The sequence below is a fragment of the Streptococcus sp. S5 genome (assembly GCF_034134805.1).
Classification (GTDB): Bacteria; Bacillota; Bacilli; order Lactobacillales; family Streptococcaceae; genus Streptococcus; species Streptococcus lingualis.
Window position 1 is genome coordinate 1,242,121 of record NZ_CP139419.1, and the last position, 24,556, is coordinate 1,266,676.

Sequence of the window (24,556 nt, forward strand, 5' to 3'; positions counted from 1 at the left end):
TTCTAGCACTCGGGAGTTTTGAAACCTTAGATTCAAAACTAAGTCATGGAACTTCTATGAAGTTCGCTGACGTCCGTACTCACCTAAGGAAAGTTTCTAAGAGGATATTATCTTCAATCTATTTCTAAAGCACAAAACTTTAGAGTTTCTAATATAACTTATTTTTCTGCTGTTTGTTTATTTGGTAATACGAGCGATAAAAGAATCCCGATGACTACTGGCACTAACCATGGAAGAGATTGAGCCGCAAATGGAAGCAAAGCAATCCCCTTTTCTACTAGAGAAATTTTAAAGGTACTTGCCAGAACACTTGCAACAGAGACCAAGCTAGCCAAGAAAATAGTCAATTGCATTCCTGGTTTTGAAAGAGCCACAAATTTATTCACTATCACAATCAATACAATGGTAATGGTGATTGGGTAAAGAATCATCAAGACCGGCAATGAGAAAGCAATAATGGTATTCAAGCCAAGGTTTGCAATCGCAAAACCAATCAGAGTGAAGACACTTGCATAGACCTTGTAAGAAACCTTAGGGAAGGTGCTATGGAAGAATTCACTAGTAGAGACGATTAAACCAGCGGTTGTGGTAAAGCAAGTTACCGTCACCATTCCTGCTAGGAAAATCTGAGCAGTCGGACCAAAGATCGCTTTGGTCGCTTCTGATAATACATAAACCCCTTTATTGCTATCAGATGCCATAACGGAAGCCGGAATTGGAAAATGATTCCCCAGATATCCTAAACCGATATACAGCACACTAAAACCAAGGGCTACAACAATTCCAACCAACCAAATGGTCTTGATATATTCTTTCTTACTTGAAAATCCAAGTTGATTCAAGGTAGTCACTGCGATCACACTAAAGGCAACAGATGCCAAGGCATCCAAGGTATTGTACCCCTCTAAAAATCCTTGCCCAAAGGCAGATGCCTGATAGGCTTTTGTGGCCACCATTGGAGCATGTCCACTGTATTTCAGAGCCCCAAGAACGACCAAGATCAAAATGAGAATCGCAAAGATCGGGGTCAATATACGACCAATCCGATCTAGAATCTTAGATGGATTCAAAGCAATCAGAAAGGCTAGCAAAAAATAGACCAGGGTAAAAATGAAAAGTGCTAAACTGGCATTCATTCCACCTAATAAGGGGGCTATCCCCACTTCGAAAGATACCGTCGCCGTTCTTGGAATGGCAAAGAAAGGACCAATCGAAAGATACAGCGCAACTAAGTATACAATCGCGAAAACAGGTGAAATCTTACGAGAAATCTCATGAATATATCCTTTGGGATTAAGTGTCCCGATAATCAAGGTCACAATGGCAATTCCCACGCCTGAAAGGACAAACCCAGCAATAGCTGGCCAAAATTGATTACCCGATAAAGCACCAAGAGCCGGTGGGAAAATCAGGTTTCCAGCACCAAAAAAAATACCGAACAGTAATAAACCTGTCAGGGAACCTTTTCGTAACATACTATCTCCTTAAAAAAACGATAATCTTAACTTTATCAAATTCATTTGAAGAAAGCAACTTATTTGCATGAACAATCCGCTAGTTCTATCAGTCATTATGGTACAATGGATGTAAGATTTTACGAGGTGCAAAACATGTATCTATATCTATTCTGGTTATTTCCAGCTCTTATCTTTTTATTGTTCTTTATGAGTGATCGCAGAAGACTGTTCAATGCTTATCTATTTTCGATAAACCTAGGGCTTCTTCTACTGATTTCTGCATTTTTACTAGTCGTTCGAACTGAGCTATGGTTTAATCAACAAATTGCAATGATTGTCTTTGTGGTGATTTCCATCCTCGTTTTTCTCAGCATTATTTTCTCCTCTCTTTTTCTTCTCTTTAACGGCCGTCAAATGATGCTTTTTGAAGGAAAAAGACTGGCCAACCTCCTATCGCTGCTCTATGGACTGTTTATTATCGGAGCTTTGGCACTACATTTTCTACCCTATTTCCCAGGGAATGACATCCTCATTTATCTGACTGACTTTGCCCTATTTTACATGACCTTTCTCTACCTCTCTTATGTATCCTATGGGACTTTTTGCAATCTCTTTCCAGTTCGCAAAGAGCCAGACGCCATCATCATCCTTGGCTCAGGTTTGATCGGAGACAAGGTTCCCCCACTCTTGGCCCAGCGTCTTGAGAAGGGAAAGGCCATCTATGAGCAGTTCGAGGGACGACCAAAGCTGATTGTTTCTGGTGGTCAAGGGTCAGATGAGCTGATCGCTGAGGCAGAAGCTATGGCCGGATACTTGATGGAACACGGGGTTCCAGAAGACGCCATTCTCATCGAGAATCGCTCTCGTACTACTTTTGAAAACCTGACCTTTAGCAAGCGTCTCCTTGAAGAAGAGGGGCTTGGCAAGCGAGTCCTTGTAGTAACCAATTCATTTCACGCGCTCCGTGCAGGTGTCTTTATGAGACGATTGAAAATACCTGGTCGAAGTATCGGTTCAAGAACAGCTTTTTACTATCTCCCATCCGCTTGGATTCGAGAAACCGTTGGCTTGGTTTCACTTTATTGGAAATGGCATGTTACCTTCCTAGCTCTTCTATTTCTGCCTTGGTTCTTTACACAAATCATGAAACTGATTGAGTTCTTCATTAAATATCTAAACTAAAAGAGAGTGGGACAGAAATCGGTAATTCGTTAGAATTCGATTTCGTCGTCCCACCTCCGCACAGTTGAGTAGGGCTGTAAAAGCTGATGAAATCAGCGTAGTAGAGCCCACTCAACCACTGCGTCTTGCTCGACAATCCAAAAATAATTGAGAGGCTAGGACTTTTGTCCCAGCCTCTTTCTTGTCTAGTGGTCACTAAAGCGTCTATATTTAATGCGGAAATCGAAATAATTTTCTTCCTGCAGTTTACGGAAAATATCGCGATAAGCCTCTTCGTCAAAGTGGTCACCCCGATAGAGAATTTCAAAGCTAAGTCCTTCGTATTCTAAAAAGGCATTGGCAGTTTTAAATCCATTTCGCTTATAGAAATCCATCCGAGACTGACGTTGCTCTAGATTGTCACATTCTTCATCCAAACGTTCCACTTCAAGAATCATGGTTCTTTGGTAAAATTCTACCAATTTTTCAATGATTTCTTGACCATAACCGTGGCTACGTAGGTGGGGCATAATGGCAAAGAAGCTAACATAAAAAACTTTCTGATTATAGATAGAAAAAGCAAATCCTACAAATTCTTCTTCGTTATAAAAAGCAAAAAAATTAGCATCGTCATTGTCCGTATAACGCAGGTATTCCGACAAAGGAACTCGCTCTTCTTCTGGAAATGCCTCGATATTCAGCCTCTCGACCTTGTCCAGATCTGGGAACGTTTCCGTGATTAATTGGCTGGTTAAGCTCATAAAAGCCTCCTTTTCTGCCCTGATTATACCAAAAAATGTAAGGGGATTCAACTACCGATGCTTGTCGCTGGTTACTGAAGTTGGTATAATGACACTATGAAAAGAATTCAACGTGTAGATCTCATAAATGGTCCTATTTTACCCGCTCTTTTGAGTTTTGCCTTTCCTATTCTTTTGTCCAATATCTTCCAACAACTCTACAATACCTCGGATGTTATGATTGTAGGGCGTTTTTTAGGTCAAAAGTCATTGGCTGCCGTTGGAGCAACCTCTGCTATATTTGATTTGATCGTTGGATTTGCCGTCGGTGTTGGCAATGGGATGGGGATTATTATCGCGAGAAATTATGGAGCCAAAAACGAAGACCAATTACGAAAATCAGTCGCCGCAACTGCTATTATTGGAGGTATCCTCAGTCTTTTCGTGGTCTTCATTGGTGCTGTTGGACTTTTTCCCCTGCTCCAGTTTTTAGGGACTCCATCAGCCATTGTGTCTCAGTCTTATCTCTATATCGCTACTATTGTTAATGGTGTGGCTGTGACCTTTGCCTATAATCTTTGCGCTGGACTTCTTAGAGCGGTTGGCGATAGCTTAGCGGCACTCTACTTCCTAATTATCGCTGCCATTCTCAATATTCTTCTCGATCTATATTTTATTACCCAACTCCATCTCGGAGTCCAATCCGCTGGGATTGCTACCATCATCGCCCAGGGTATTTCGGCCCTTCTTTGTCTTCTCTATATTCGTAAGAAGGTCCCTTTTCTGCCCCCGCATCGTAAGGATTTTGTTTGGGACAAGGAGCTTTATCAGGATCTGCTAAGTCAGGGCCTTGCCATGGGCCTCATGACTTCCATCGTTTCGATTGGAACGGTTATCCTCCAATCCGCTATTAATCAGCTTGGAACAACCATTATCAGTGCACAGGTCGCAGCCCGTCGCATCATGTCCTTTGCCGTTTTACCGATTACAGCTATCGCCTCAAGTATCACAACTTTTATCTCGCAGAATTTTGGCGCAGAGCAATTCCAGCGGATCAAAAAAGGCGTTACCATTGCCAACCTTCTTTCTTGGGTTTGGTCTGTCTTGGTTGCTGCTCTTCTATTCTTCACAAGTCCGTCTATAACCAGCTTTATTTCCGGCTCGACAAATCCTGATCTCATTGCAAATGCCAGTCTTTATCTCCAGATCAGCTCTTGCTTTTATCCTATTTTGGCGAGTCTCATCATCCTGAGAAATGCCCTACAGGGAATGGGTAAAAAATTAACCCCACTCACATCCAGTTTTATTGAATTGTTTGGAAAAATTTTCTTTGTTCTGTGGATTATTCCTCACACCGGCTACATGGGGGTCATTCTCTGCGAACCCCTTATCTGGATTCCCATGACCCTACAGCTCATCATAATCTATCGAAAAATCAGGTACCAACTCCTTACTGAATAATGATTGATTAACAAGACCAAAACAACTTCTGCTCATTTGAATAGAAGTTGTTTTTAGATATCTAGCTATTAGAACAAACCGATGGCTGTTCCATCAGCGGCCACATCCATATTCAAAGCAGCTGGACGTTTTGGTAAACCAGGCATGGTCATCACATCCCCAGTCAAAGCGACAATAAAGCCTGCACCCAATTTTGGAACAACTTCACGAATAGTGATTTCAAAGTTTTCAGGAGCTCCCAAGGCATTTGGATTATCAGAGAAACTATATTGTGTTTTGGCCATACAGATTGGCAACTTATCCCATCCATTTTTCACGATTTGGGCAATTTGTGTCTTGGCTTTCTTCTCAAAATTCACCTTCGTACCGCGGTAAATCTCTGTAACAATCTTTTCAATTTTTTCTTCAACAGAAAGGTTGTTATCATACAAGCGTGTGTAGTTAGCTGGACTTGTTTCAATAGTCTTGACCAGCGTTTCAGCAAGTTCAACTCCACCGTCAGCACCATTCGCCCATACACTCGCAAGTTCAACTGGCACATCAATTTCAGCACACAATTCTTTCAAAGCAGCAATTTCTGCTTCTGTATCGGTGATAAATTCATTGATGGCAACCACTGCAGGAATGCCAAACTTACGGATATTTTCAACGTGACGTTTCAAGTTGGCAAAACCAGCACGAACAGCCTCTACATTTTCTTCAGTCAAAGCATCCTTGGTCACTCCACCGTTCATCTTAAGAGCACGGAGAGTCGCAACGATCACGACTGCATCTGGTGAAGTAGGCAAGTTCGGCGTTTTAATATCGAGGAATTTTTCAGCGCCAAGGTCAGCACCAAAACCTGCTTCTGTAATCGTATAATCTGCTAAATGAAGAGCTGTCGTCGTTGCTAATACAGAGTTACATCCATGGGCGATATTGGCAAATGGACCACCGTGAACAAAGGCAGGCGTTCCATAGATGGTTTGAACCAAGTTTGGCTTAATCGCATCTTTAAGGATCAAGGCAAGAGCCCCTTCTACTTCCAAATCACGGACATAAACTGGACTACGATCATAGCGGTAACCAATTACAATGTTGGCCAAACGACGTTTCAAATCTTCAATATCTGTCGCCAAGCAAAGGATGGCCATGATCTCAGAAGCAACCGTAATATCAAAACCGTCTTCACGCGGAATCCCATTTAAAGGACCGCCAAGACCGACAGAAACATGACGAAGAGCGCGGTCATTCAAGTCCACTACCCGTTTCCAGATAATCCGACGTTGGTCAATTCCTAGCTCATTTCCTTGGTGCAAATGATTATCAATCAATGCTGAGAGAGCGTTATTAGCCGTTGTGATCGCATGCATATCCCCTGTGAAATGAAGGTTGATGTCTTCCATCGGTAGAACTTGGGCATAACCACCACCAGCAGCACCACCTTTAATCCCCATAACTGGACCTAAAGAAGGTTCGCGAATGGCAATCATGGTTTTTTTACCGATTTTATTCAAAGCATCTGCTAGACCAATGGTGATGGTTGATTTCCCTTCTCCAGCTGGAGTTGGGTTGATCGCAGTGACTAAGATAAGTTTTCCTACTGGATTTTTCTCAACTTCACGAATCTTATCAAAGCTCAATTTTGCCTTGTATTTTCCATACAATTCAAGATCATCGTCAACCAAACCAATTTTCTTAACAACGTCCACAATCGGTTGGAGTTCAATGCTTTGAGCAATTTCGATATCTGTTTTCATAAGGGACTCCTTTATATTTGATAGATCTATTATACCTAAAATTCGCGAAAATAACATGGTTTTTCCACCTTTTGAATCGAACGTTCGTTTTTTATCTAAATTTTATGGCTATACATAGTTAATCCTAATAGCTTCAGAACTTTACTTACGTATCTTTTTTGTGTAAAATAAGCATATGCATATTTTAATTACATCAGGTGGGACGAGCGAAGCCATTGATAGTGTTCGTTCGATCACCAATCATTCCACCGGGAGCCTAGGGAAAATCCTTGCAGAAATGGCTCTTGCAAAGGGACATCAGGTGACCTTGATCACAACGCCTACCGCGCTTAAACCCGATCCTCACCCACAGCTTCGACTTCTATTGATCGACAATGTTGAGGAACTTCTCTCTCAAATGAAAAAGGAAGTTCCTCGTCACCAGGTATTAATCCATGCTATGGCAGTCTCAGACTATACGCCTGTTTACATGACAGGCCTTGATGAAGTTAAGAATGCTCAGGATCTTCATACCTTTATCCATCGCGAAAATCACGAAACCAAAATCTCTTCGAAAGAAGAATATCAGGTGCTCTTCTTAAAGAAAAATCCGAAGATTATCTCGCTCGTCAAAGAATGGAACCCTGCCATTCAACTGATCGGCTTTAAGCTTTTAGTCGACGTTTCTTCTGAAGAGTTGATCCAGGTAGCGCGTGAAAGCCTCGTTAAAAATCATGCCAGCATGATCGTTGCCAATGATCTGACCAAGATTCAAAACGGCCAGCATCAAGCCTATCTAGTGACAGATGATCAGGTCCTAGAAGCTTCTACGAAAACAGAAATCGCAGAGGCTATCCTACGTTATATCAAATAAAAAGGAACATATGACACACATTACTTTAGCGGTTACCGGTAGTATTTCCGCCTATAAGGCTGCTGATATTACCAGCCAACTAACCAAATTGGGATTTGAAGTGAAGGTCCTCATGACTCCTTCAGCCCAAAAATTTATCACCCCTTTAACCTTGCAAGTTCTTTCAAAGAATCAAGTAGGGCTAGATGTTATGATGGAAGACGATCCACAGCGGATCGAGCACATCGACATTGGGAAAGAAACTGACCTCTTTCTTGTCGCGCCAGCCAGTGCCAATACCATTGCTAAATTGGCTATGGGACTGGCAGATAATATGGTCACAAGCACAGCTCTAGCCTTGCCTCAAAGGACTAAAAAATTACTGGCCCCTGCTATGAATACAAAAATGCTAGAACATCCCGCTACCCAACGAAATCTAAAGCTCTTACAAGACTATGGTTACCAGATTATCCAACCTCGTGATGCTGTTCTTGCTTGTGGGGACAAAGGTGCTGGAGCTCTAGCGCCTGTAGAAACTATTGTAGAAACTGTTAAGGAGAATTGTTTATGAGAAAATCATCTTCTATTTCACGAATTGCCATCTTTTTTGCGGTGATGATCACCATTCACTTTGTGACGTCCTTCATTCTGCAATTTGTTCCATCAGGAATTCAACCAACCTTGGTTCATATTCCTGTCGTGATCGCCTCTATCATATACGGTCCACGGATTGGAGCTATCTTAGGACTCCTCATGGGACTCTTTAGCCTCACTATGAATACCCTGGTTATAACACCCGCTAGCTATCTCTTTAGTCCCTTTGTCCCTCACGGGAATCTCTACTCCCTTATCATTGCCATAGTCCCTCGGATTCTCATCGGAGTAACCCCATACTTCGTCTATCGCTGGATTCGCAATCGTACTGGACTTGTGATCGCTGGAATTGTCGGCTCTATGACCAATACTGTTTTCGTTCTAAGTGGGATTTACTTCTTCTTTGGTAACAGTTTTGGAGGGGGAATTCAAAATTTCCTTGGGTTGATTGTGTCTACTAACTCACTCATCGAAGTCATTGCGACAGTACTCATTACCAGTGCAGTCGTTCCATCTCTTGAAAAATTAAAATAACCTTCAAAGCCAAGACCAATTTATCTTGGCTTTTTTTGATGGTGAATTAACCCTATTTTTTTTGAAAAGATTTACAATTATCGCTAGAATTTTCTGAAAAAATTTGCTATAATGTAAGCGATTAAATTATAAGCAAAAAGGAGACGCTTGCATGACCTATCAAGAAAACTACCAAAAATGGCTCGACTTTGCTGAATTACCAGCTTACCTTCGTGAAGAGTTGGTCGCAATGGACGAAAAAACCAAAGAAGATGCCTTCTATACCAACTTAGAGTTTGGTACAGCTGGTATGCGTGGGTTAATCGGTGCTGGTACCAATCGTATTAACATTTATGTTGTTCGCCAAGCTACTGAAGGATTGGCCCAATTGATCGACTCAAAAGGTGAGGAAGCGAAGAAACGCGGAGTTGCGATCGCTTACGATAGCCGTCACTTCTCTCCTGAGTTTGCTTTTGAATCTGCTCAAGTCTTGGCTGCTCATGGGATCAAATCTTATGTATTTGAAAGCCTTCGTCCAACACCTGAATTGTCGTTTGCTGTTCGCCACCTCCACACATTTGCTGGGATCATGGTAACCGCTAGCCACAACCCTGCTCCATTTAACGGATACAAGGTATACGGTGAAGACGGTGGACAAATGCCTCCAGCAGATGCTGATGCATTGACAGATTACATCCGTGCTATCGAAAATCCATTCGCTGTGAAATTGGCTGACCTTGAAGAAAGCAAAGCTAACGGCCTGATTGAAGTTATCGGTGAAAACGTCGACGCTGAATACTTGAAAGAAGTGAAAGGCGTTAACATCAACCAAGACTTGATCAATGAATACGGTCGCGACATGAAGATTGTCTACACTCCACTTCATGGTACTGGTGAAATGTTGGCTCGTCGTGCTCTTGCCCAAGCTGGATTTGAAGCTGTTCAAGTTGTTGAAGCTCAAGCTGTTCCAGATGCTGACTTCTCAACTGTTAAATCTCCAAACCCTGAAAACCAAGCTGCCTTTGCTCTTGCTGAAGAACTTGGTCGCAAAGTAGACGCTGATGTATTGGTTGCAACTGACCCAGATGCCGACCGCCTTGGTGTTGAAATTCGCCAACCAGACGGTTCTTACCTCAACCTTTCTGGTAACCAAATCGGAGCGATCATTGCTAAATACATTCTTGAAGCTCACAAAACAGCTGGTACCCTTCCTGCCAATGCTGCCCTCTGTAAATCCATCGTATCAACTGAGTTGGTAACTAAGATTGCAGAAAGCTACGGCGCAACAATGTTTAACGTCTTGACTGGTTTCAAATTTATCGGTGAAAAAATCCATGAATTTGAAACACAACACAACCATACTTACATGCTTGGTTTCGAAGAAAGCTTCGGTTACCTCATCAAACCATTCGTACGTGACAAAGACGCTATCCAAGCCGTTCTTATCGTTGCTGAGATCGCAGCTTACTACCGCTCACGTGGTATGACTTTGGCAGATGGTATCGAAGAAATCTACAAACAATACGGTTACTTCGCAGAAAAAACCATCTCTGTTACCCTTTCAGGTGTGGATGGAGCTGCTGAAATCAAGAAAATCATGGATAAATTCCGTGGTAATGCTCCTAAACAATTTAACAATACAGACATTGCTAAGACAGAAGACTTCTTGGAACAAACAGCTACTACTGCTGACGGCGTTGAAAAATTGACAACTCCTCCAAGCAACGTTCTTAAATACATCTTGGCTGATGATTCATGGTTTGCCGTTCGTCCTTCAGGTACAGAACCAAAAATCAAATTCTACATCGCTACAGTTGGTGAATCTGAAGCAGATGCTAAAGAAAAAATTGCAAATATCGAAGCAGAAATCAATGCTTTTGTAGGCTAAAACACGAGGCTGGGACAAAAGTCCTAGCCTCTCAATTATTTTTGGATTGTCGAGCAAGACGCAGTGGTTGAGTGGACTCTACTACGCTGATTTTATCAGCTTTTACAGCCCTACTCAACTGTGCGGAGGTGGGACGACGAAATCGAATTCTAACGAATTACCGATTTCTGTCCCACTCTCTCTTTTTTTCGTAGCAAATACCAGCGATTTTATAGAAAATATGGCATACTAGACATAGAAGAAAGCGAGGTAATCTCATGGAACAATTTTTAGAAGATATTAAAGATCTTGAAGTCACAACTGTCGCGTGTGCGCAAGAAGCGATCAATCAAAAAGAAACAGCGACCTTCTTTATCGGACGCAAGACTTGTCCTTACTGCCGGAAGTTCGCTGCTAAATTAGCAACTGTCGTAGCTGAAACAAAAGCTCATATCTATTTTATCAATAGTGAAGAACCAAGTCAGCTAGACGCATTACAAGCCTTCCGCTCAACTTACGGCATCCCAACTGTCCCAGGATTTTTACATGTCGAATCCGGTGAAGTCACTGTTCGTTGCGACTCATCTATGTCTGAAGAAGAAATCAAAGCATTCGCTCATTTATAAAAAAAATAGCTAGAGATCAGTCTCTAGCTATTTTTCATTTTCCGAAAAAGTCGTCCAGATCTTCTGCTGAGGTTTAGCAAAAGGATAATTGGAAAATTCTTCTGGTGTTAACCAAACAGTCGATTCACTTGCTGGTTGCTCTCCTTCTTTTACTAGGCCGTAACGAAGTTGAACCTGCCACTTGCGATGCGAAAAGATATGCTGGACGATAGGATACGATCTGTCCTGCCATTCAATGGCCAAGTCATAATCCTGTTCAAAAGAAAGAATTTCTGGGTTACTCTCTGCATCCCCCTTCCCATCCAGTAGAGATAATTGACCTAGGTTCTCAGATAGGCTATCCACTTCGATCAAGGGGAAATGCCAGAAGCCTGACAAGAGTCCTTCTCGCTCATTTTTCTCCAGCAAGTAGCGTCCTTGACTATCCTTGATAATAAAGGCTGTTAGATAGACAGGTACCGGTTTCTTTTTAGGAGCCTTAATGGGATAACGATCCATGGTCCCATGTTGGTAGGCCGCGCTAAATTCCTTAACAGGACTCTCTTCCGGCCGTGGATTGACTGGCGATTCAATATCGGACCCCAAATCCATCAAAGCCTGATTGAAATCACCCGGACGGGCCGGATCGATCAAGATTTCCATCATGGCTTGAAAAATCTTGCGATTAGTTGGAACTCCGATATCGTAGTCCACCTCAAACAAGCGGGCTAGAACACGCATGACATTGCCATCTACTGCTGGCTCTGGTAATCCAAAGGCAATACTAGCGATAGCACCAGCTGTATAAGGCCCAATTCCCTTGAGTTTAGATATTTCCTCATAGCTTGATGGAAACACTCCTCCGTGATTTTCCATTATCTGCTGGGCAGCTTTCTGCATATTGCGGACACGTGAGTAATACCCCAAGCCTTCCCAAGCTTTTAAGAGTTTTTCTTCAGGAGCTTGAGCCAAATCAGCGACCGTCGGAAACCAGTCTAAAAAACGCTCATAATAAGGAATCACCGTATCGACACGTGTCTGCTGGAGCATAATTTCTGAGATCCAAATTTTATAAGGATCCTGGGTCCTTCTCCAGGGAAGATCCCGTTTATGGGCATCATACCAGACTAATAACTTTTTTCGGAAGGAAGCAATTTTCTCCTCCTCCCACATGGTAATCCCGTAATCTTTTAAATCTAACATATTCCTAGTATACCATAGAATGAGTTAGAGTTTAGAAATTCTGATTTTATAAAGAAAAAGGCTCAGGATTTTCCTGAGCCTATATATATTTCTTATTGTTCGACAGCTTGAGCTGCTGTGATCAAGGTCAATTTGTACACGTCATCTGCATTACATCCACGAGAAAGGTCGTTGACTGGTTTATTCAACCCTTGCAAGACAGGACCTACTGCTGCAAAGCCACCAAGACGTTCTGCCATCTTGTATCCAATGTTACCTGCTTCAATACCAGGGAAGATAAAGACATTAGCTTGTCCTGCCACCTTACTTCCTGGAGCCTTCAAGGCTGCAGTTTCAGGGACAAAGGCTGCGTCAAATTGCAATTCCCCGTCAATTTCAAGGTCTGGACGAAGTTCATGGGCAAGCTTAGTCGCTTCGACAACCTTATCAACACTTTCACCGAAACCAGAACCTTTTGTTGAATAGCTCAACATAGCAATTTTTGGATCAATACCAAACATCTTGGCTGTAATAGCTGAGTTAATGGCAATTTCAGCTAATCCTTCAGCATCTGGATTAATGTTGATGGCACAGTCCCCGAACAAGTAGCGTTCAGATCCACGAACCATAAGGAAAGCTCCTGAAGTCCGTTTTACATTTGGACGAGTTTTGATAATTTGAAGAGCTGGACGAACAGTTGCAGCTGTTGAGTGAATCGCACCAGATACCATTCCATCAACGATTCCCATGTGTACCAACATGACACCAAAATAGTTAACGTCGTCTTTCAAGACTTGACGCGCTTCTTCTTCAGTCATTTTGCCCTTACGACGTTCTACCAAGGAAGCTACCATTTCTTCAAAACCTGGATAAGAATGAGGATCGATGACTTCATATCCATCCAAAACCCCTTCGATTTCAAGATAAATCCGAATTTTATCTGGATTACCAAGCAAGACAGGGGTTACTTCTGTCTCGTTCACAATGCGTTTTGTCGCTTGGAGGATACGAGGTTCTTCACCTTCTGGTAATACAATACGTGCATTCTTACCAACGAGGTTGGCTTTGAGATTTTCGAAAACTTCCATGAGTTTTACTCCTTTTAATAATTAATAACTAGTTTGAAGCTGTGTTAATACAGCTTGGAAATCTGGAGGTAGTGGACTTTCTATGACCAACTCTTCCTCTAGAAATGGATGATAATAGGATAGACGATGACAATGAAGGGCCTGACGCTCAATGCCGTCTTCTAAACTCCCGCCATAAAGATCATCTCCCAAGAGCGGAAAACCAATATGGGAAAAATGAACGCGGATCTGATGAGTCCGACCTGTGTGTAACTGAATATCCACTAGGTGAATATCACCAAAAGATTGAACGACCTGGTAGCTAGTATGAGCATACTTGCCACCTTTAGCTACTTTTCGGGTGATAATTGAATCTTCATCACGCGCAATCGGAGCAATAATTTCTCCGACAGGATCAAGCTCCCCAGATCCCTTGACCAAGGCGTAATAACGTTTCTGAATCGTTTTAGACTGCAATTGCTTATCCAAGCGGGCATGGGCATAGCCATGTTTGGCAAAGAGCATAACGCCACTTGTATCCTTGTCCAGGCGAGTGACAATGTGAACCTGCTGGTTCTCGTAGCCCTGCTTCACATAGTAGCCTTTTACAAAATTGGCTAAGGTATTGGAATGAATCGCACTTGGAATAGAAGCAATCCCAAAGGGTTTGTTTAAGACCAAAAAATGATCATCTTCAAATAAAATATCCAAAGGCCGATCCATGGGTTTTAGGGTTTCGAACCCTTCTTCTGCTGGAATATCAATGACTAAGCGATCCCCAATATCCAACAAATAAATCGCATTCTCCGGACGTCCATTGACAAGGATCTGGCCACCACGAAACTTAATCTTTGCTAAGAGACCCTTAGAAACCTCATGCTTTTTCAGGAAGGTCTTGACCTTGACATGCTCATCGACAATGAATTCAAATCTCATTCTCTATCATCTCCGATAAAGGCATCCTTGACCCGATTCCAGAAGCTGGTGTGACTGGAGCTTGCCACAAAATTAATCTTATGGTTGTCAATCTGGTATTCTACCTTTGCAATATTACGGTAAGAATAGGTTGAATTGTCAACAGAGATAATGTGGAAGCCAGGTCTCGTCGGTGTAATCTCGATCTTATCCTTTTTAGGGACAATGACAGAAGAACCCAAGGTACGATAAACACGGTTGTTGAGACTGGCGATCTCAGCAATCTGCAGCGCCTCAATAGTTGGGTGAAGGACTGCTCCTCCCAAGGATTTGTTGTATGCCGTACTTCCTGTCGGAGTCGAAACGGTAATCCCGTCTCCTCTGAAGCGCTCAAAATCCACTCCATTAATCGTGAGATCGGCAACCATGGTCCGGTCGCTTCTCTTAATCGTTGCTTCGTTCAACGCTCTCATGGTACGGGTTTCCCCATTTTCGAAAGTAATCTTGACATTCAAAATAGGGTAGGAAACCTTAGCGCCTGTATCATATTTTAAGTTCTCAACCAGCTTATCGATTTCACTGTCTAAGTAATCCGTATAGAATCCTAAGTGTCCGGTATGGACGCCAACAAATCGCACCCGATCCAACTGGTGTTCATACTTGTGAAAGGCCGATAGCAACATCCCATCGCCACCAATTGAAATCACAATATCCGGGTGCTTCTCCGTCAAAATAAAATTATTTTTCCGAAGCTTATAGCGCAATTGCTGAAAAACCTCTTCACTTTGACGCTTGCGATTGCGAATAATGGATACTTTTTTACCTGTAGTCTTCATCTGTGTCATCACTATTTCCAACGCCATCATTTAACTTACGATGAAGTGGATCAAACAGGGCTTGAGCCTCCTGAATCGCATCCCGAATTGCCCCCATCTCTTCATCCAAGAGATAGGCCAGGTTTGCTGTCGTCTCTAAGCGTTTTTTGATCTCGTCTGGAAAGTCTCCTTTATATTTATAATTGAGCGAGTGTTCAATGGTTGCCCAAAAATTCATGGACAAGGTCCGAATTTGAATCTCTGCTAAGATCGTTTCATTTCCATCAATAGTATCGACCGGATACTCGACCACGACGTGGTAACTCCGGTAGCCACTTGATTTCTTGTGGCGGATGTAGTCTCGCTCTTGGACCACGCGCATATCCTGCCGTTGTCTCAGAACCTCTAGGATCTCTTCGACGTCATCTACGAACTGGACCATGATACGAAGACCAGCAATATCTTGCATATCCTGAGCCAAATTTTCTTCAGAAATATTTCTTCGGATCATCTTTTCACGGATACTCTCAATCGGCTTAACACGACCTGTGACAAACTCGATTGGAGAATGCTTTTGTTGCTTACGATATTGCTTACGAATCCCACGCAGTTTGATTTTTAATTCCCCAACTGCTTGGATATACGGATCTAAGAAGTTTTCCCAATCAATTGCCATCCTACCACCTTGTAATCTGAACCATTTTTGTATACAATAAACACATCTCTTATTATATCATGAATCGCTTTCGAAAAAAAGCAAAGGACTACAAAATGAACCATTTAGAAATTGAATACAAAACCTTGCTAGACAAGGAGGAATACCAATCCCTCCTTCCACTTTTTGATGATACAGAATTGGTTGTCCAAACCAATCACTATATCGATACCCCCGACCAGCTCATCCGTAAGGAAAAAATGGCCTTGCGGGTGCGTACTTTCACAGATCAAGCTGAGTTGACTCTCAAAGTCCCTGAGGCAGTTGGCCATTTCGAGTACAATCAAAACCTCAGCACAGAAGAAACCGAGACGATCCTTCAACACCAACAGTTTCCTGACGGAGAAATCAAAAATCTCTTGATCTCTAAAGAAATCCCCGTTGAGCAACTCGCTGTCTGGGGAAGCCTTACAACAGAACGCTTCGAAAAAGAAACAGCTGCAGGCTTGGTAGCACTAGACCACAGTCTCTATCTAGACACTGAAGATTATGAGTTGGAAATCGAGGTCGAAACTGCTGAACAGGAAGAAAATTTCCATCAGTTCATCAAAGAGCATGGAATCGTCTACAAAGCTGCAAAAAATAAAATCGCCAGATTGGCGGAAAGGTTGTAAAATAGCTGAAATTATCGCAAATTTTTGCTAAAATAGTGCTAAGATCAAAAATCTAAATGAGGTTGGAATCACATGTCAGATAAAAAAAATATGAAGCTCTTCTCTCTCAATTCAAATCCAGAGATTGCGCAAAAAATCGCGGATCATGCTAGGGTTCCACTTGGGAAAATTTCATCCCGTCAATTCTCAGATGGTGAAATCCAAGTCAATATTGAGGAAAGTGTTCGTGGATATGATATTTATATCATTCAATCAACCAGTTTCCCTGTCAACAATCACTTGATGGAACTCTTAATTATGGTGGATGCTTGCCAACGGGCCAGCGCAAATACTGTCAATGTGGTCATGCCTTACTTCGGCTATGCCCGCCAAGACCGGACTGCTGCTCCTCGCGAACCAATTACTGCTAAGCTTGTCGCAAATATGTTGGTCAAAGCTGGGGTGGATCGTGTCGTCACACTGGATCTCCATGCAGTGCAAGTCCAAGGTTTCTTCGATATTGCCGTGGATAACCTCTTTACCATTCCACTTTTTGCAGAACACTACATCAACAAAGGTCTAACTGGTCCTGATGTCGTAGTCGTCAGCCCTAAAAACTCTGGTGTCAAACGAGCTCGCAGTTTAGCAGAATATCTTGATGCACCGATTGCGATCATTGATTACGAGCAAGATGATGCGAACCGTGATTATGGCTATATTATCGGGGATGTCAAAGATAAGAAAGCGATCTTGATTGACGATATCCTCAATACTGGTAAGACATTCTCAGAAGCTGCGAAAATCGTCGAACGCGAAGGTGCTACTGAAATTTATGCTGTATCAAGCCATGGTTTATTTGTAAAAGGTGCTGTTGAATTATTAGACCAAGCTCCGATCAAAGAAATCTTAGTAACTGATTCTGTCGCTCCAAATGGACCAACACCAAAAAATATTAACTATCTGACAGCTAGCGAACTGATCGCTGAAGCTATTGTTCGCATTCAAGAAAGAAAACCTGTTAGTCCTCTATTTGCCTACCATAAGAAATAAGGTCTTAATGTGATATATTTTGATAATGCCGCAACAACTCCCCTTCTACCTGAAGTCATTGATAAAATGTCTGAAACTATGAAGACCACTTTTGGAAATCCATCGAGCCTTCATGCTCATGGACGGATGGCTAGTAAACTTCTCCGAGAATCTCGCGAGCAAATTGCTCAGTCTCTCCATACTCTTCCAAATCGTATTTTCTTCACTTCAGGTGGATCAGAAAGTAATAATACCGTTATAAAAGGCTACTGCTTGAAACACCAAGCAGATGGCAAACACATCATTACGACCGCTTTGGAACACCATGCGGTTCTTGAACCCATCGAATATCTTGTAGAACGTTTCGGATTTGAAGTTACGATCGTCCAACCAAGAGATGGACGCATTCAGGCTAGTGATATCAAGGCTGCACTTAGACCGGATACCATTCTTGTCTCTACCATGTTTGCCAATAACGAGACAGGCGATCTTCTTCCGATTAAAGAAATCGGAGAACTCTTAAAAGATCATCCAGCTGCCTTTCACGTTGATGCTGTCCAAGCAATTGGGAAAGTCCCGGTCTATCCCGAAGAGTTAGGGATTGATTTTCTCAGTGCTTCTGCCCACAAATTCCATGGCCCCAAGGGAGTCGGTTTCCTTTATGCAGCCGTCCCAGATTTTGATAATCTCATCCATGGTGGTGATCAGGAAAGTAAGATGAGAGCCAGCACGGAAAATCTCATTTCTATTGTCGGGATGGCAACTGCGCTTCAGCAAGCTACACTACATCAAGTAGAAAATTTCAACCAGGTTCAAAAACTCGGCCAAGAACTAGTCAATGGTTTAGCAGCCTACGACTACTACGTAAATGCGAATGACGATCATCTTCCATTTGTTTGGAACCTTGGCTTTCCGGGTGTCCAAAATGATGTATTATTGATGCGACTCGATCTTGCTGGAATTTCTGTCTCTACAGGTTCTGCTTGTACCGCCGGTACAGTTCAACCCAGCCATGTCCTTGAGGCGCTCTATGGAAAAGATAGCTCACGCCTAAAAGAATCCCTTCGAATTAGTTTTTCAGAACTCAATACCGTAGAGGAGGTTCAAGACTTCCTCGCAAAACTTAAAGAAATTTTATCATAGGAGAACAATATGGCTTTTGAAACAAGTGTTTCATTGAAAGACTGCAAATATACCTATAGTCTACACCCAAATGTTAAAAAATATACCTTACGTGACAATACATTCGCTGTTACCAAAGTTGGAAATTACGAGTTAAATCGTTTGCTCGAAGCCGTTCCAAATAGCGGCGAAGGCTTCCTACTTAAAATTATTTTCAATAAAGATTTGACAGGTTTTAAGATCAATATTACAGACAAGTCTGGACTTCGCCTGGTTAATATCTTTAAAAATCCAGAAAATGACATTATCCAACAAAAATTCTATTTCTTAATGGATAGTCTTGTCGAAAGAGAAATTTTCAACAAAACAGAGGCCTAATATGGTAACCCTAACTTATATCGACGCTTACCAAGTAGAACGAACGACTACTTATACTGACCTTGCGGCTTGTATCCTAGCATTTTCAGGCTGTGTAACCTTGCCTGACTCTTACTCAATTGTATCGATTGAATACAAGGGGGAAAAGCTACCCTATACAGGACGAGTCGATGGACTCTATGCTTTTTTGAAAAAGGTAGAACAAGCTGAAAACTAAGCTGATGCTGATGGAACTCTCCCATCGTCATCAGCTTTTTCTTTAGACAAAAATATTTTTGAAAAACCACTCTAGATAGTTGATTTTTTCACAATCTTCCTATACAATAAGAGGGAAAGGTTGTGATATTGTGAAACATGATAAAAATACTCCAATTCCACGCGCAACAGCAAAACGCTTATCGCTCTACTACCGCATTTTTAAACGCTTTAACTCTGAAAAAATAGAGCGCGCCAATTCCAAGCAAATTGCTGATGCAATTGGGATTGACTCTGCTACTGTTCGACGAGATTTCTCATATTTTGGTGAATTAGGAAGACGTGGATTTGGTTATGACGTAAAAAAACTGATGAACTTCTTTGCAGATCTTTTAAATGACAATGCCATTACCAATGTCGCTATTGTGGGGATCGGAAATATGGGAAGTGCGCTTCTCAACTATCGCTTCCATGAACGCAATAAGATGAAAATTGTCATGGCATTTGATCTAGACGATCATGAGCTGATCAATACCAAAAGTAAGGACGGAATTCCCATTTACGGTATTTCCACCATCAAAGAAAAGCTCAAACAAGAAGGCATTCAAACAGCCATCCTTACTGTTCCTAGCGTCAAGGCTCAAGAAGTTGCTAGTCTTTTGGTAGACGCTGGTGTCAAGGGAATTCTCAGCTTCTCACCAGTACATCTAACAGTCCCTAAAGATGTCGTCGTTCAATATGTCGATCTCACCAGTGAATTGCAAACACTCCTTTATTTCATGCGAAAAAACGAAGAATAAAGACTTATACATTAACAAGAAAAGAGGCTGGGACAAAAGTCCTAGCCTCTCAATTATTTTTGGATTGTCGAGCAAGACGCAGTGATTGAGTGGGCTCTACTACGCTGATTTTAACAGCTTTTACAGCCCTACTCAACTGTGCGGAGGTGGGACGACGAAATCGAATTCTAACGAATTAACGATTTCTGTCCCACTCTCTTTTTTATGCCAAATAATCGGTTTCTTCACGGTAACTATAATAGTTTTCTTCAGATACAATCAAGTGATCCAATAGGGTTAAACCCATCACTTCACAGGCCTCTAAAACTCGTTGCGTTACTTCATCATCATTTTTACTGGGAAATACGGCACCAGATGGATGATTGTGCGCCAAGATGATAGAGGTTGCCATGTGCTTCAGTGCATAATGCAGGATTTCACGTGGCTCCGCAATACTTCGATTCACGGTTCCAATAAAAATGGTCTGCTGATGAATAATTTCATTCTGCGTATTTAAATAGAGGGCAACCAGGTGCTCCTGTTTCTTATGGCCGATTTCCTGTTGAATTTTATGGGCCAATTTCTGGCTGCTCATGATCTGTTCAGAACTCATCAATTCGTCTTTATGAATCCTTCGTCCAAACTCAATCACAGCCTGAAGTTCGATGGCCTTCACCCGGCCAATACCTGAGATTTCCTGTAGCTCCTCTAGGGTTAATTGACTTAACTCCTTTAAACTATTAACCGAACTCAAAAGACCTTGTGCAATCTCATAAACGCTTTTTTTCTTATTGCCTGTCCGTAAGAGAATGGATAGCAATTCTTGATGACTTAGCTTATCTACCCCTTCAGAAACCAAACGTTCTCTAGGAAGCAAAGATGGTTCAATAAATGATATGTCGTACATAATTTCCTCCTCACTTATTAATTCGTAATAAATAGAGAAAACGACGACCTTGCATTATTTACAGGCAATTTCTTCCTTCAAATCATCTAACACTAAGACTTCATCTTTATTAAAGCGGATCTGGTAACCTGTTTGAACTTGTTCAAGCTCTTTTAAAAACTGTTGAATTTCACAGCGAATCAAGTACTCCTGGCTCTGAGGAATGGCCTCTAAAGCTTGGTAGACCTGCTCTACTTCATAGATTCCTTTCGTAATTAAACCATTTCGTGGAAAATCGTTTACTAAGAGATTATAGAAATGATGCAAGAGATGGTAAATTCGCTCTTTTGTCACTATTCTACCTCCTTATCATACTCTTTCCCCTTTATTATATACTGATTTTCCCTTAATATTATGACAAGTTCCTTACATTATATTACCAATCTCTTACAATTTTACAAGAATTTCTCCTAGCTTCCTACATAGAAAAAGCCCAGACATTTCTGTCTCGGGCTTTATTTTCTTAAAGTTGCATTTGATTATAAGACTTGCTGAATGAATCCAGGATGTCTTTTGGAGCCTTGTCATAGTCAACAGAGGTTTCCAAATTTCCTTTTACAATCGTACGGTAAGTCGCTGCAGCATCCTCACAGGTCACCAAGGTGATCTCATTAACGCCTTCACGATCTTGAATGACATCTACACGATCTGGAGTCACTGTCTCAACTGACGAGATGACATAAGTATAGATTTTTTCTTTGTCCGTGATGTAGATCTTCATACCAGCCTTGGCTTTCTCTAATGGTGAGAATAACATGGCATTTGCTCCAGTTAGGCCAAATACGTGGTGACTAGCAAGAGAATAATTGCCTTGCCCCATGACTTGGTTTTCCTTCATGGTCCCTGCTCCGTAGTAGAGGGCTACATTTTCAAGCCCCTTAAAGATCGGAAGGTTCATGTTTAATTCAGGAATCGAAATCCCCCCAATTACTGGTAGCTTTTGAGCTTGCCATTGGGCATTGATGACGGCTTCCGTCGAGAGTGACTGGACATGTTGGAAATCAAAGCTCGTCTTCACTTCTTTATTCTTATCAATGGTTTTTTTATCGACCTTGCTAACCTGGTATTGGTTGGTATGCCAAACCATAATCATGTTTCGGATCGGAGCATTGAAAATTAAGAGAAGCGAGAGAATAATCAAAAGTGTTGCAACGATGTTGATAAGAGTATTGCGTAAACTCTTTTTCTTTTTTCTTTTGCGTGACATGCTGTCCCCTTATCTATTCGTTTTCTTCCACTACTTCTTCATCTTTTTCTTCGGGTTGGACTGTTGTAAAGGTCACAATTTTCGCATCCTGATCCAGTCTCATAACTTTCACACCCTGAGTTGAACGACCCGTTTGAGAGATATTCCCAACACTTGTGCGGATCATAACTCCGGTATCGGTAATGATCATCAGATCTTCATCCCCTTTAACAGTTAAAAGACCAGCTAAGGGACCATTTTTCTCTGTGATATTGGCTGTCTTGATTCCTTTACCGCCACGGCCTTTGGTTGGATATTCGCCAGCCATTGTCCGCTTACCATACCCTTTTTCAGTGATGATCAATACTTCATCTTGATCCGTAACGACGCTAGCCCCAACAACCTTATCTCCTTCGCGGAGATTCACACCACGTACACCTGTGGCAGAACGTCCCATATTCCGGACTACAGCCTCATTAAAGCGGACAGAATAACCATACTTGGTACCGATAATGACGTCAGCATTACCATCTGTAAGGAAAACATTGATCAATTCATCCTCATCACGCAGATTCAGAGCTTTGAGACCGTTCTGTCGAATATTTGAAAATTCAGCTACATTGGTCCTCTTGACCAATCCTTGTCGCGTCGTAAAGAAGAGATAAGCTTCGTCACTGCGGTCTTGCTCCACATTGATGATGGTCTGAATCGATTCACCTTCGTCTAATTTTAAGAGATTGACGATTGGCAATCCTTTGGCTGTCCGACCATATTCTGGAATCTCATAGCCTTTTAGACGGTAAACACGCCCCTTATTGGTAAAGAAGAGCAGATGATCATGAGTGCTCGTAGATACCAGTTCACGGACAAAATCATCATCTTTCACACCAGTTCCTTGAACCCCACGTCCACCACGTTTTTGAGCCGTAAATTCCGCTTGGTCCAGACGTTTGATGTAGCCTTTGTTAGAAAGGGTGATCAAGACATCTGTTTCTTCAATCAAGTCCTCATCTTCAAGAGAAAGGACTTCACCAACCATCAACTCAGTCCGACGAGCATCGCCAAACTTGCGCTTGACTTCTTCCAATTCTTCCTTGATAATAGTAGCTACACGCTCTGGTTTCGCTAAAATATCAGCTAAATCAGCAATCAAGGCAACCAAATCATCGTATTCACTTTGGATCTTGTCTCGTTCCAAACCGGTCAAACGACGAAGACGCATGTCCAAAATGGCTTGACTTTGACGTTCAGAAAGCTTGAATTTAGCCATCAATTCAGCTTGTGCTTCAGCGTCTGTCTGGCTATTGCGGATAATCCGGATCACTTCATCGATGTGATCCAAGGCGATGAGCAAACCTTCTAAGATATGGGCACGGGCTTCCGCTTTTTCTTTATCAAAGATGGTCCGTCGAGTCACCACTTCTTTCTGGTGCTCAATATAAGCACCTAAAATTTGGCGAAGAGAAAGAACCTTTGGAACTCCATTTTGGATCGCCAACATATTGAATCCAAAATTGGTTTGCATTTGTGTCATCTTAAAGAGGTTGTTCAAAATAACGTTAGCCGAAGCATCTCGGCGGACCTCAATCACAAAACGAACCCCTTCACGGTTTGATTCATCACGTACAGCTGTAATCCCTTCGATCCGTTTTTCTTGCACCAAGCGAACGATGTGCTCGTGCACCTTGGTTTTATTGACCATATAAGGGAACTCAGTAACAACAATCCGTTCACGGCCACTCTTGGTCACTTCAATCTCTGTACGAGAACGAAGAACGATTGATCCTTTTCCTGTTTCATAGGCTTTGTGGATACCTGATTTCCCCATGACCAAAGCACCTGTCGGAAAATCTGGACCAGGAAGAACTTCCATAAGTTCACGGGTCGTTACCTCCGGATTATCCATCATCAGCTTCACTGCATCAATGGTTTCTCCCAAATTGTGAGGAGGAATATTGGTTGCCATCCCAACGGCAATACCAGTAGCACCATTGACGAGAAGGTTAGGGAAACGTGCAGGTAAGACCAAAGGTTCGCGCTCGCTAGCATCATAGTTATCAGCGAAATCAACTGTATTTTTATTGATATCCCGCAACATTTCAAGAGCAATCTTACTCATACGGGCTTCTGTATACCGTTGAGCAGCGGCGCCATCACCGTCCATAGAACCAAAGTTTCCATGACCGTCCACTAACATGTAGCGATAACTCCACCATTGCGCCATCCGAACCATGGCTTCATAAATAGAGGAATCCCCGTGTGGGTGGTATTTACCCATAACATCCCCTGTGATACGGGCTGACTTCTTATGTGGTTTATCTGGTGTAACACCCAATTCATTCATTCCGTACAAAATACGACGGTGAACAGGTTTCAAACCATCACGAACATCAGGGAGGGCACGAGCAACGATAACACTCATGGCATAATCGATAAAACTCGTCTTCATTTCTGATGTTAAATTCACATCAATTAGATTCTTATCCTGCATTCAAAAAATGCCTCTCTTTACTTAATTCACCATACTATTATAACACATTTTAGCCTATTTTTCTTCTAAGGAGTACAAACGTAAAAACGTTTACATCAAGGATTCATACTATATCAGATGACAAAGACTTTCAAAAGTGGTAAAATGAAAACGTATGAGAATCTATCTCAAAAA

Annotated in this window: 25 protein-coding genes; 13 read left to right on the plus strand and 12 right to left on the minus strand. The window is 42.0% G+C overall.

The genetic code is table 11. The features are described 5' to 3' along the window. Positions 1–158: 158 nt before the first annotated feature. Positions 159–1,475, minus strand: a complete 1,317-nt coding sequence (gene brnQ / locus SM123_RS05850; protein ID WP_070665849.1) for a branched-chain amino acid transport system II carrier protein — start codon at positions 1,473–1,475, stop codon at positions 159–161. A gap of 135 nt (positions 1,476–1,610) precedes the next feature. On the opposite strand from brnQ, the gene SM123_RS05855 reads away from it, so the two are divergent. Next, positions 1,611–2,639, plus strand: coding sequence for a YdcF family protein (locus SM123_RS05855; RefSeq protein WP_320909199.1), 1,029 nt, complete (start codon positions 1,611–1,613; stop codon positions 2,637–2,639). Between the two features lie 185 nt (positions 2,640–2,824). Here the strand turns inward: SM123_RS05855 and SM123_RS05860 are convergent, their stop codons facing one another. Beyond that, a complete protein-coding gene (locus tag SM123_RS05860) occupies positions 2,825–3,379 on the minus strand; it encodes a GNAT family N-acetyltransferase (protein WP_003011957.1) in 555 nt (184 codons plus the stop codon). A 96-nt stretch (positions 3,380–3,475) separates the two neighbouring features. Here SM123_RS05860 and SM123_RS05865 point away from each other — a divergent pair, with 96 nt between their 5' ends. Then, a complete protein-coding gene (locus SM123_RS05865) occupies positions 3,476–4,819 on the plus strand; it encodes an MATE family efflux transporter (RefSeq protein WP_320909200.1) in 1,344 nt (447 codons plus the stop codon). Positions 4,820–4,887: 68 nt separating this feature from the next. On the opposite strand, the gene SM123_RS05870 is transcribed toward SM123_RS05865, so the two are convergent. Next, a complete protein-coding gene (locus SM123_RS05870; RefSeq protein WP_070674055.1) occupies positions 4,888–6,558 on the minus strand; it encodes a formate--tetrahydrofolate ligase in 1,671 nt (556 codons plus the stop codon). 175 nt (positions 6,559–6,733) lie between these two features. On the opposite strand from SM123_RS05870, the gene SM123_RS05875 reads away from it, so the two are divergent. From SM123_RS05875 to SM123_RS05895, 5 genes are all read left to right on the plus strand, one after another. Then, the gene (locus SM123_RS05875) at positions 6,734–7,411 is read left to right on the plus strand and encodes a phosphopantothenate--cysteine ligase (RefSeq protein ID WP_320909201.1); all 678 of its coding nucleotides are present in this window, start codon (positions 6,734–6,736) and stop codon (positions 7,409–7,411) included. Between the two features lie 10 nt (positions 7,412–7,421). Continuing rightward, positions 7,422–7,961: a phosphopantothenoylcysteine decarboxylase gene (gene coaC, locus SM123_RS05880; RefSeq protein WP_049490880.1), complete on the plus strand. Its 540-nt coding sequence runs from the start codon at positions 7,422–7,424 to the stop codon at positions 7,959–7,961. Next, a complete protein-coding gene (locus SM123_RS05885; protein WP_003007203.1) occupies positions 7,958–8,518 on the plus strand; it encodes an ECF transporter S component in 561 nt (186 codons plus the stop codon). The genes coaC and SM123_RS05885 overlap by 4 nt, the downstream gene beginning before the upstream one ends. A gap of 151 nt (positions 8,519–8,669) precedes the next feature. Beyond that, complete coding sequence (locus tag SM123_RS05890) at positions 8,670–10,385, plus strand: phospho-sugar mutase (RefSeq protein WP_320909202.1); 1,716 nt, start codon at positions 8,670–8,672, stop codon at positions 10,383–10,385. 257 nt (positions 10,386–10,642) lie between these two features. Next, a complete protein-coding gene (locus SM123_RS05895; RefSeq protein ID WP_320909203.1) occupies positions 10,643–10,990 on the plus strand; it encodes a DUF6568 family protein in 348 nt (115 codons plus the stop codon). A 27-nt stretch (positions 10,991–11,017) separates the two neighbouring features. Here SM123_RS05895 and mutY read toward each other — a convergent pair whose 3' ends face one another. The 5 genes from mutY to SM123_RS05920 form a co-directional block, all read right to left on the minus strand. Next, positions 11,018–12,172, minus strand: a complete 1,155-nt coding sequence (mutY, locus tag SM123_RS05900; protein WP_257738670.1) for an A/G-specific adenine glycosylase — start codon at positions 12,170–12,172, stop codon at positions 11,018–11,020. Between the two features lie 92 nt (positions 12,173–12,264). After that, a complete protein-coding gene (gene pta, locus SM123_RS05905) occupies positions 12,265–13,239 on the minus strand; it encodes a phosphate acetyltransferase (protein WP_320909204.1) in 975 nt (324 codons plus the stop codon). A gap of 21 nt (positions 13,240–13,260) precedes the next feature. Beyond that, entirely contained in the window at positions 13,261–14,154 is an 894-nt protein-coding gene (locus SM123_RS05910; RefSeq protein WP_320909205.1) for an RluA family pseudouridine synthase, read from the minus strand. After that, positions 14,151–14,969, minus strand: coding sequence for an NAD kinase (locus SM123_RS05915; RefSeq protein ID WP_282188909.1), 819 nt, complete (start codon positions 14,967–14,969; stop codon positions 14,151–14,153). The genes SM123_RS05910 and SM123_RS05915 overlap by 4 nt, the downstream gene beginning before the upstream one ends. Further along, positions 14,953–15,624 carry a GTP diphosphokinase gene (locus SM123_RS05920; protein ID WP_023918039.1) on the minus strand — a complete coding sequence of 224 codons (672 nt, stop codon included), beginning with the start codon at positions 15,622–15,624 and terminating at the stop codon, positions 14,953–14,955. The genes SM123_RS05915 and SM123_RS05920 overlap by 17 nt, the downstream gene beginning before the upstream one ends. A gap of 95 nt (positions 15,625–15,719) precedes the next feature. On the opposite strand from SM123_RS05920, the gene SM123_RS05925 reads away from it, so the two are divergent. The 6 genes from SM123_RS05925 (at position 15,720) to SM123_RS05950 (ending at position 19,780) form a co-directional block, all read left to right on the plus strand. After that, a complete protein-coding gene (locus tag SM123_RS05925; RefSeq protein ID WP_320909206.1) occupies positions 15,720–16,277 on the plus strand; it encodes a CYTH domain-containing protein in 558 nt (185 codons plus the stop codon). 72 nt (positions 16,278–16,349) lie between these two features. Continuing rightward, complete coding sequence (locus SM123_RS05930) at positions 16,350–17,306, plus strand: ribose-phosphate diphosphokinase (protein WP_320909207.1); 957 nt, start codon at positions 16,350–16,352, stop codon at positions 17,304–17,306. A 9-nt stretch (positions 17,307–17,315) separates the two neighbouring features. Beyond that, complete coding sequence (locus SM123_RS05935) at positions 17,316–18,428, plus strand: cysteine desulfurase family protein (RefSeq protein WP_320909208.1); 1,113 nt, start codon at positions 17,316–17,318, stop codon at positions 18,426–18,428. A 9-nt stretch (positions 18,429–18,437) separates the two neighbouring features. Further along, positions 18,438–18,785, plus strand: coding sequence for a DUF1831 domain-containing protein (locus tag SM123_RS05940; protein ID WP_009730974.1), 348 nt, complete (start codon positions 18,438–18,440; stop codon positions 18,783–18,785). A gap of 1 nt (position 18,786) precedes the next feature. Then, positions 18,787–19,002 carry a DUF4649 family protein gene (locus SM123_RS05945; RefSeq protein ID WP_254728082.1) on the plus strand — a complete coding sequence of 72 codons (216 nt, stop codon included), beginning with the start codon at positions 18,787–18,789 and terminating at the stop codon, positions 19,000–19,002. 130 nt (positions 19,003–19,132) lie between these two features. Next, positions 19,133–19,780 (plus strand): redox-sensing transcriptional repressor Rex, encoded by a 648-nt coding sequence (locus tag SM123_RS05950; RefSeq protein ID WP_049472498.1) that lies wholly within the window; start codon positions 19,133–19,135, stop codon positions 19,778–19,780. A 202-nt stretch (positions 19,781–19,982) separates the two neighbouring features. Here the strand turns inward: SM123_RS05950 and radC are convergent, their stop codons facing one another. The 4 genes from radC to gyrA all read right to left on the minus strand — a co-directional run bounded on the left by radC (position 19,983) and on the right by gyrA (position 24,382). Then, the gene (gene radC / locus SM123_RS05955) at positions 19,983–20,666 is read right to left on the minus strand and encodes a RadC family protein (RefSeq protein ID WP_287312491.1); all 684 of its coding nucleotides are present in this window, start codon (positions 20,664–20,666) and stop codon (positions 19,983–19,985) included. A gap of 54 nt (positions 20,667–20,720) precedes the next feature. After that, positions 20,721–20,999 carry a hypothetical protein gene (locus tag SM123_RS05960; protein ID WP_049474901.1) on the minus strand — a complete coding sequence of 93 codons (279 nt, stop codon included), beginning with the start codon at positions 20,997–20,999 and terminating at the stop codon, positions 20,721–20,723. A 169-nt stretch (positions 21,000–21,168) separates the two neighbouring features. Beyond that, a complete protein-coding gene (locus SM123_RS05965; RefSeq protein WP_014713268.1) occupies positions 21,169–21,912 on the minus strand; it encodes a class A sortase in 744 nt (247 codons plus the stop codon). Positions 21,913–21,925: 13 nt separating this feature from the next. After that, the gene (gene gyrA / locus SM123_RS05970) at positions 21,926–24,382 is read right to left on the minus strand and encodes a DNA gyrase subunit A (protein WP_320909209.1); all 2,457 of its coding nucleotides are present in this window, start codon (positions 24,380–24,382) and stop codon (positions 21,926–21,928) included. Positions 24,383–24,556 lie beyond the last annotated feature (174 nt).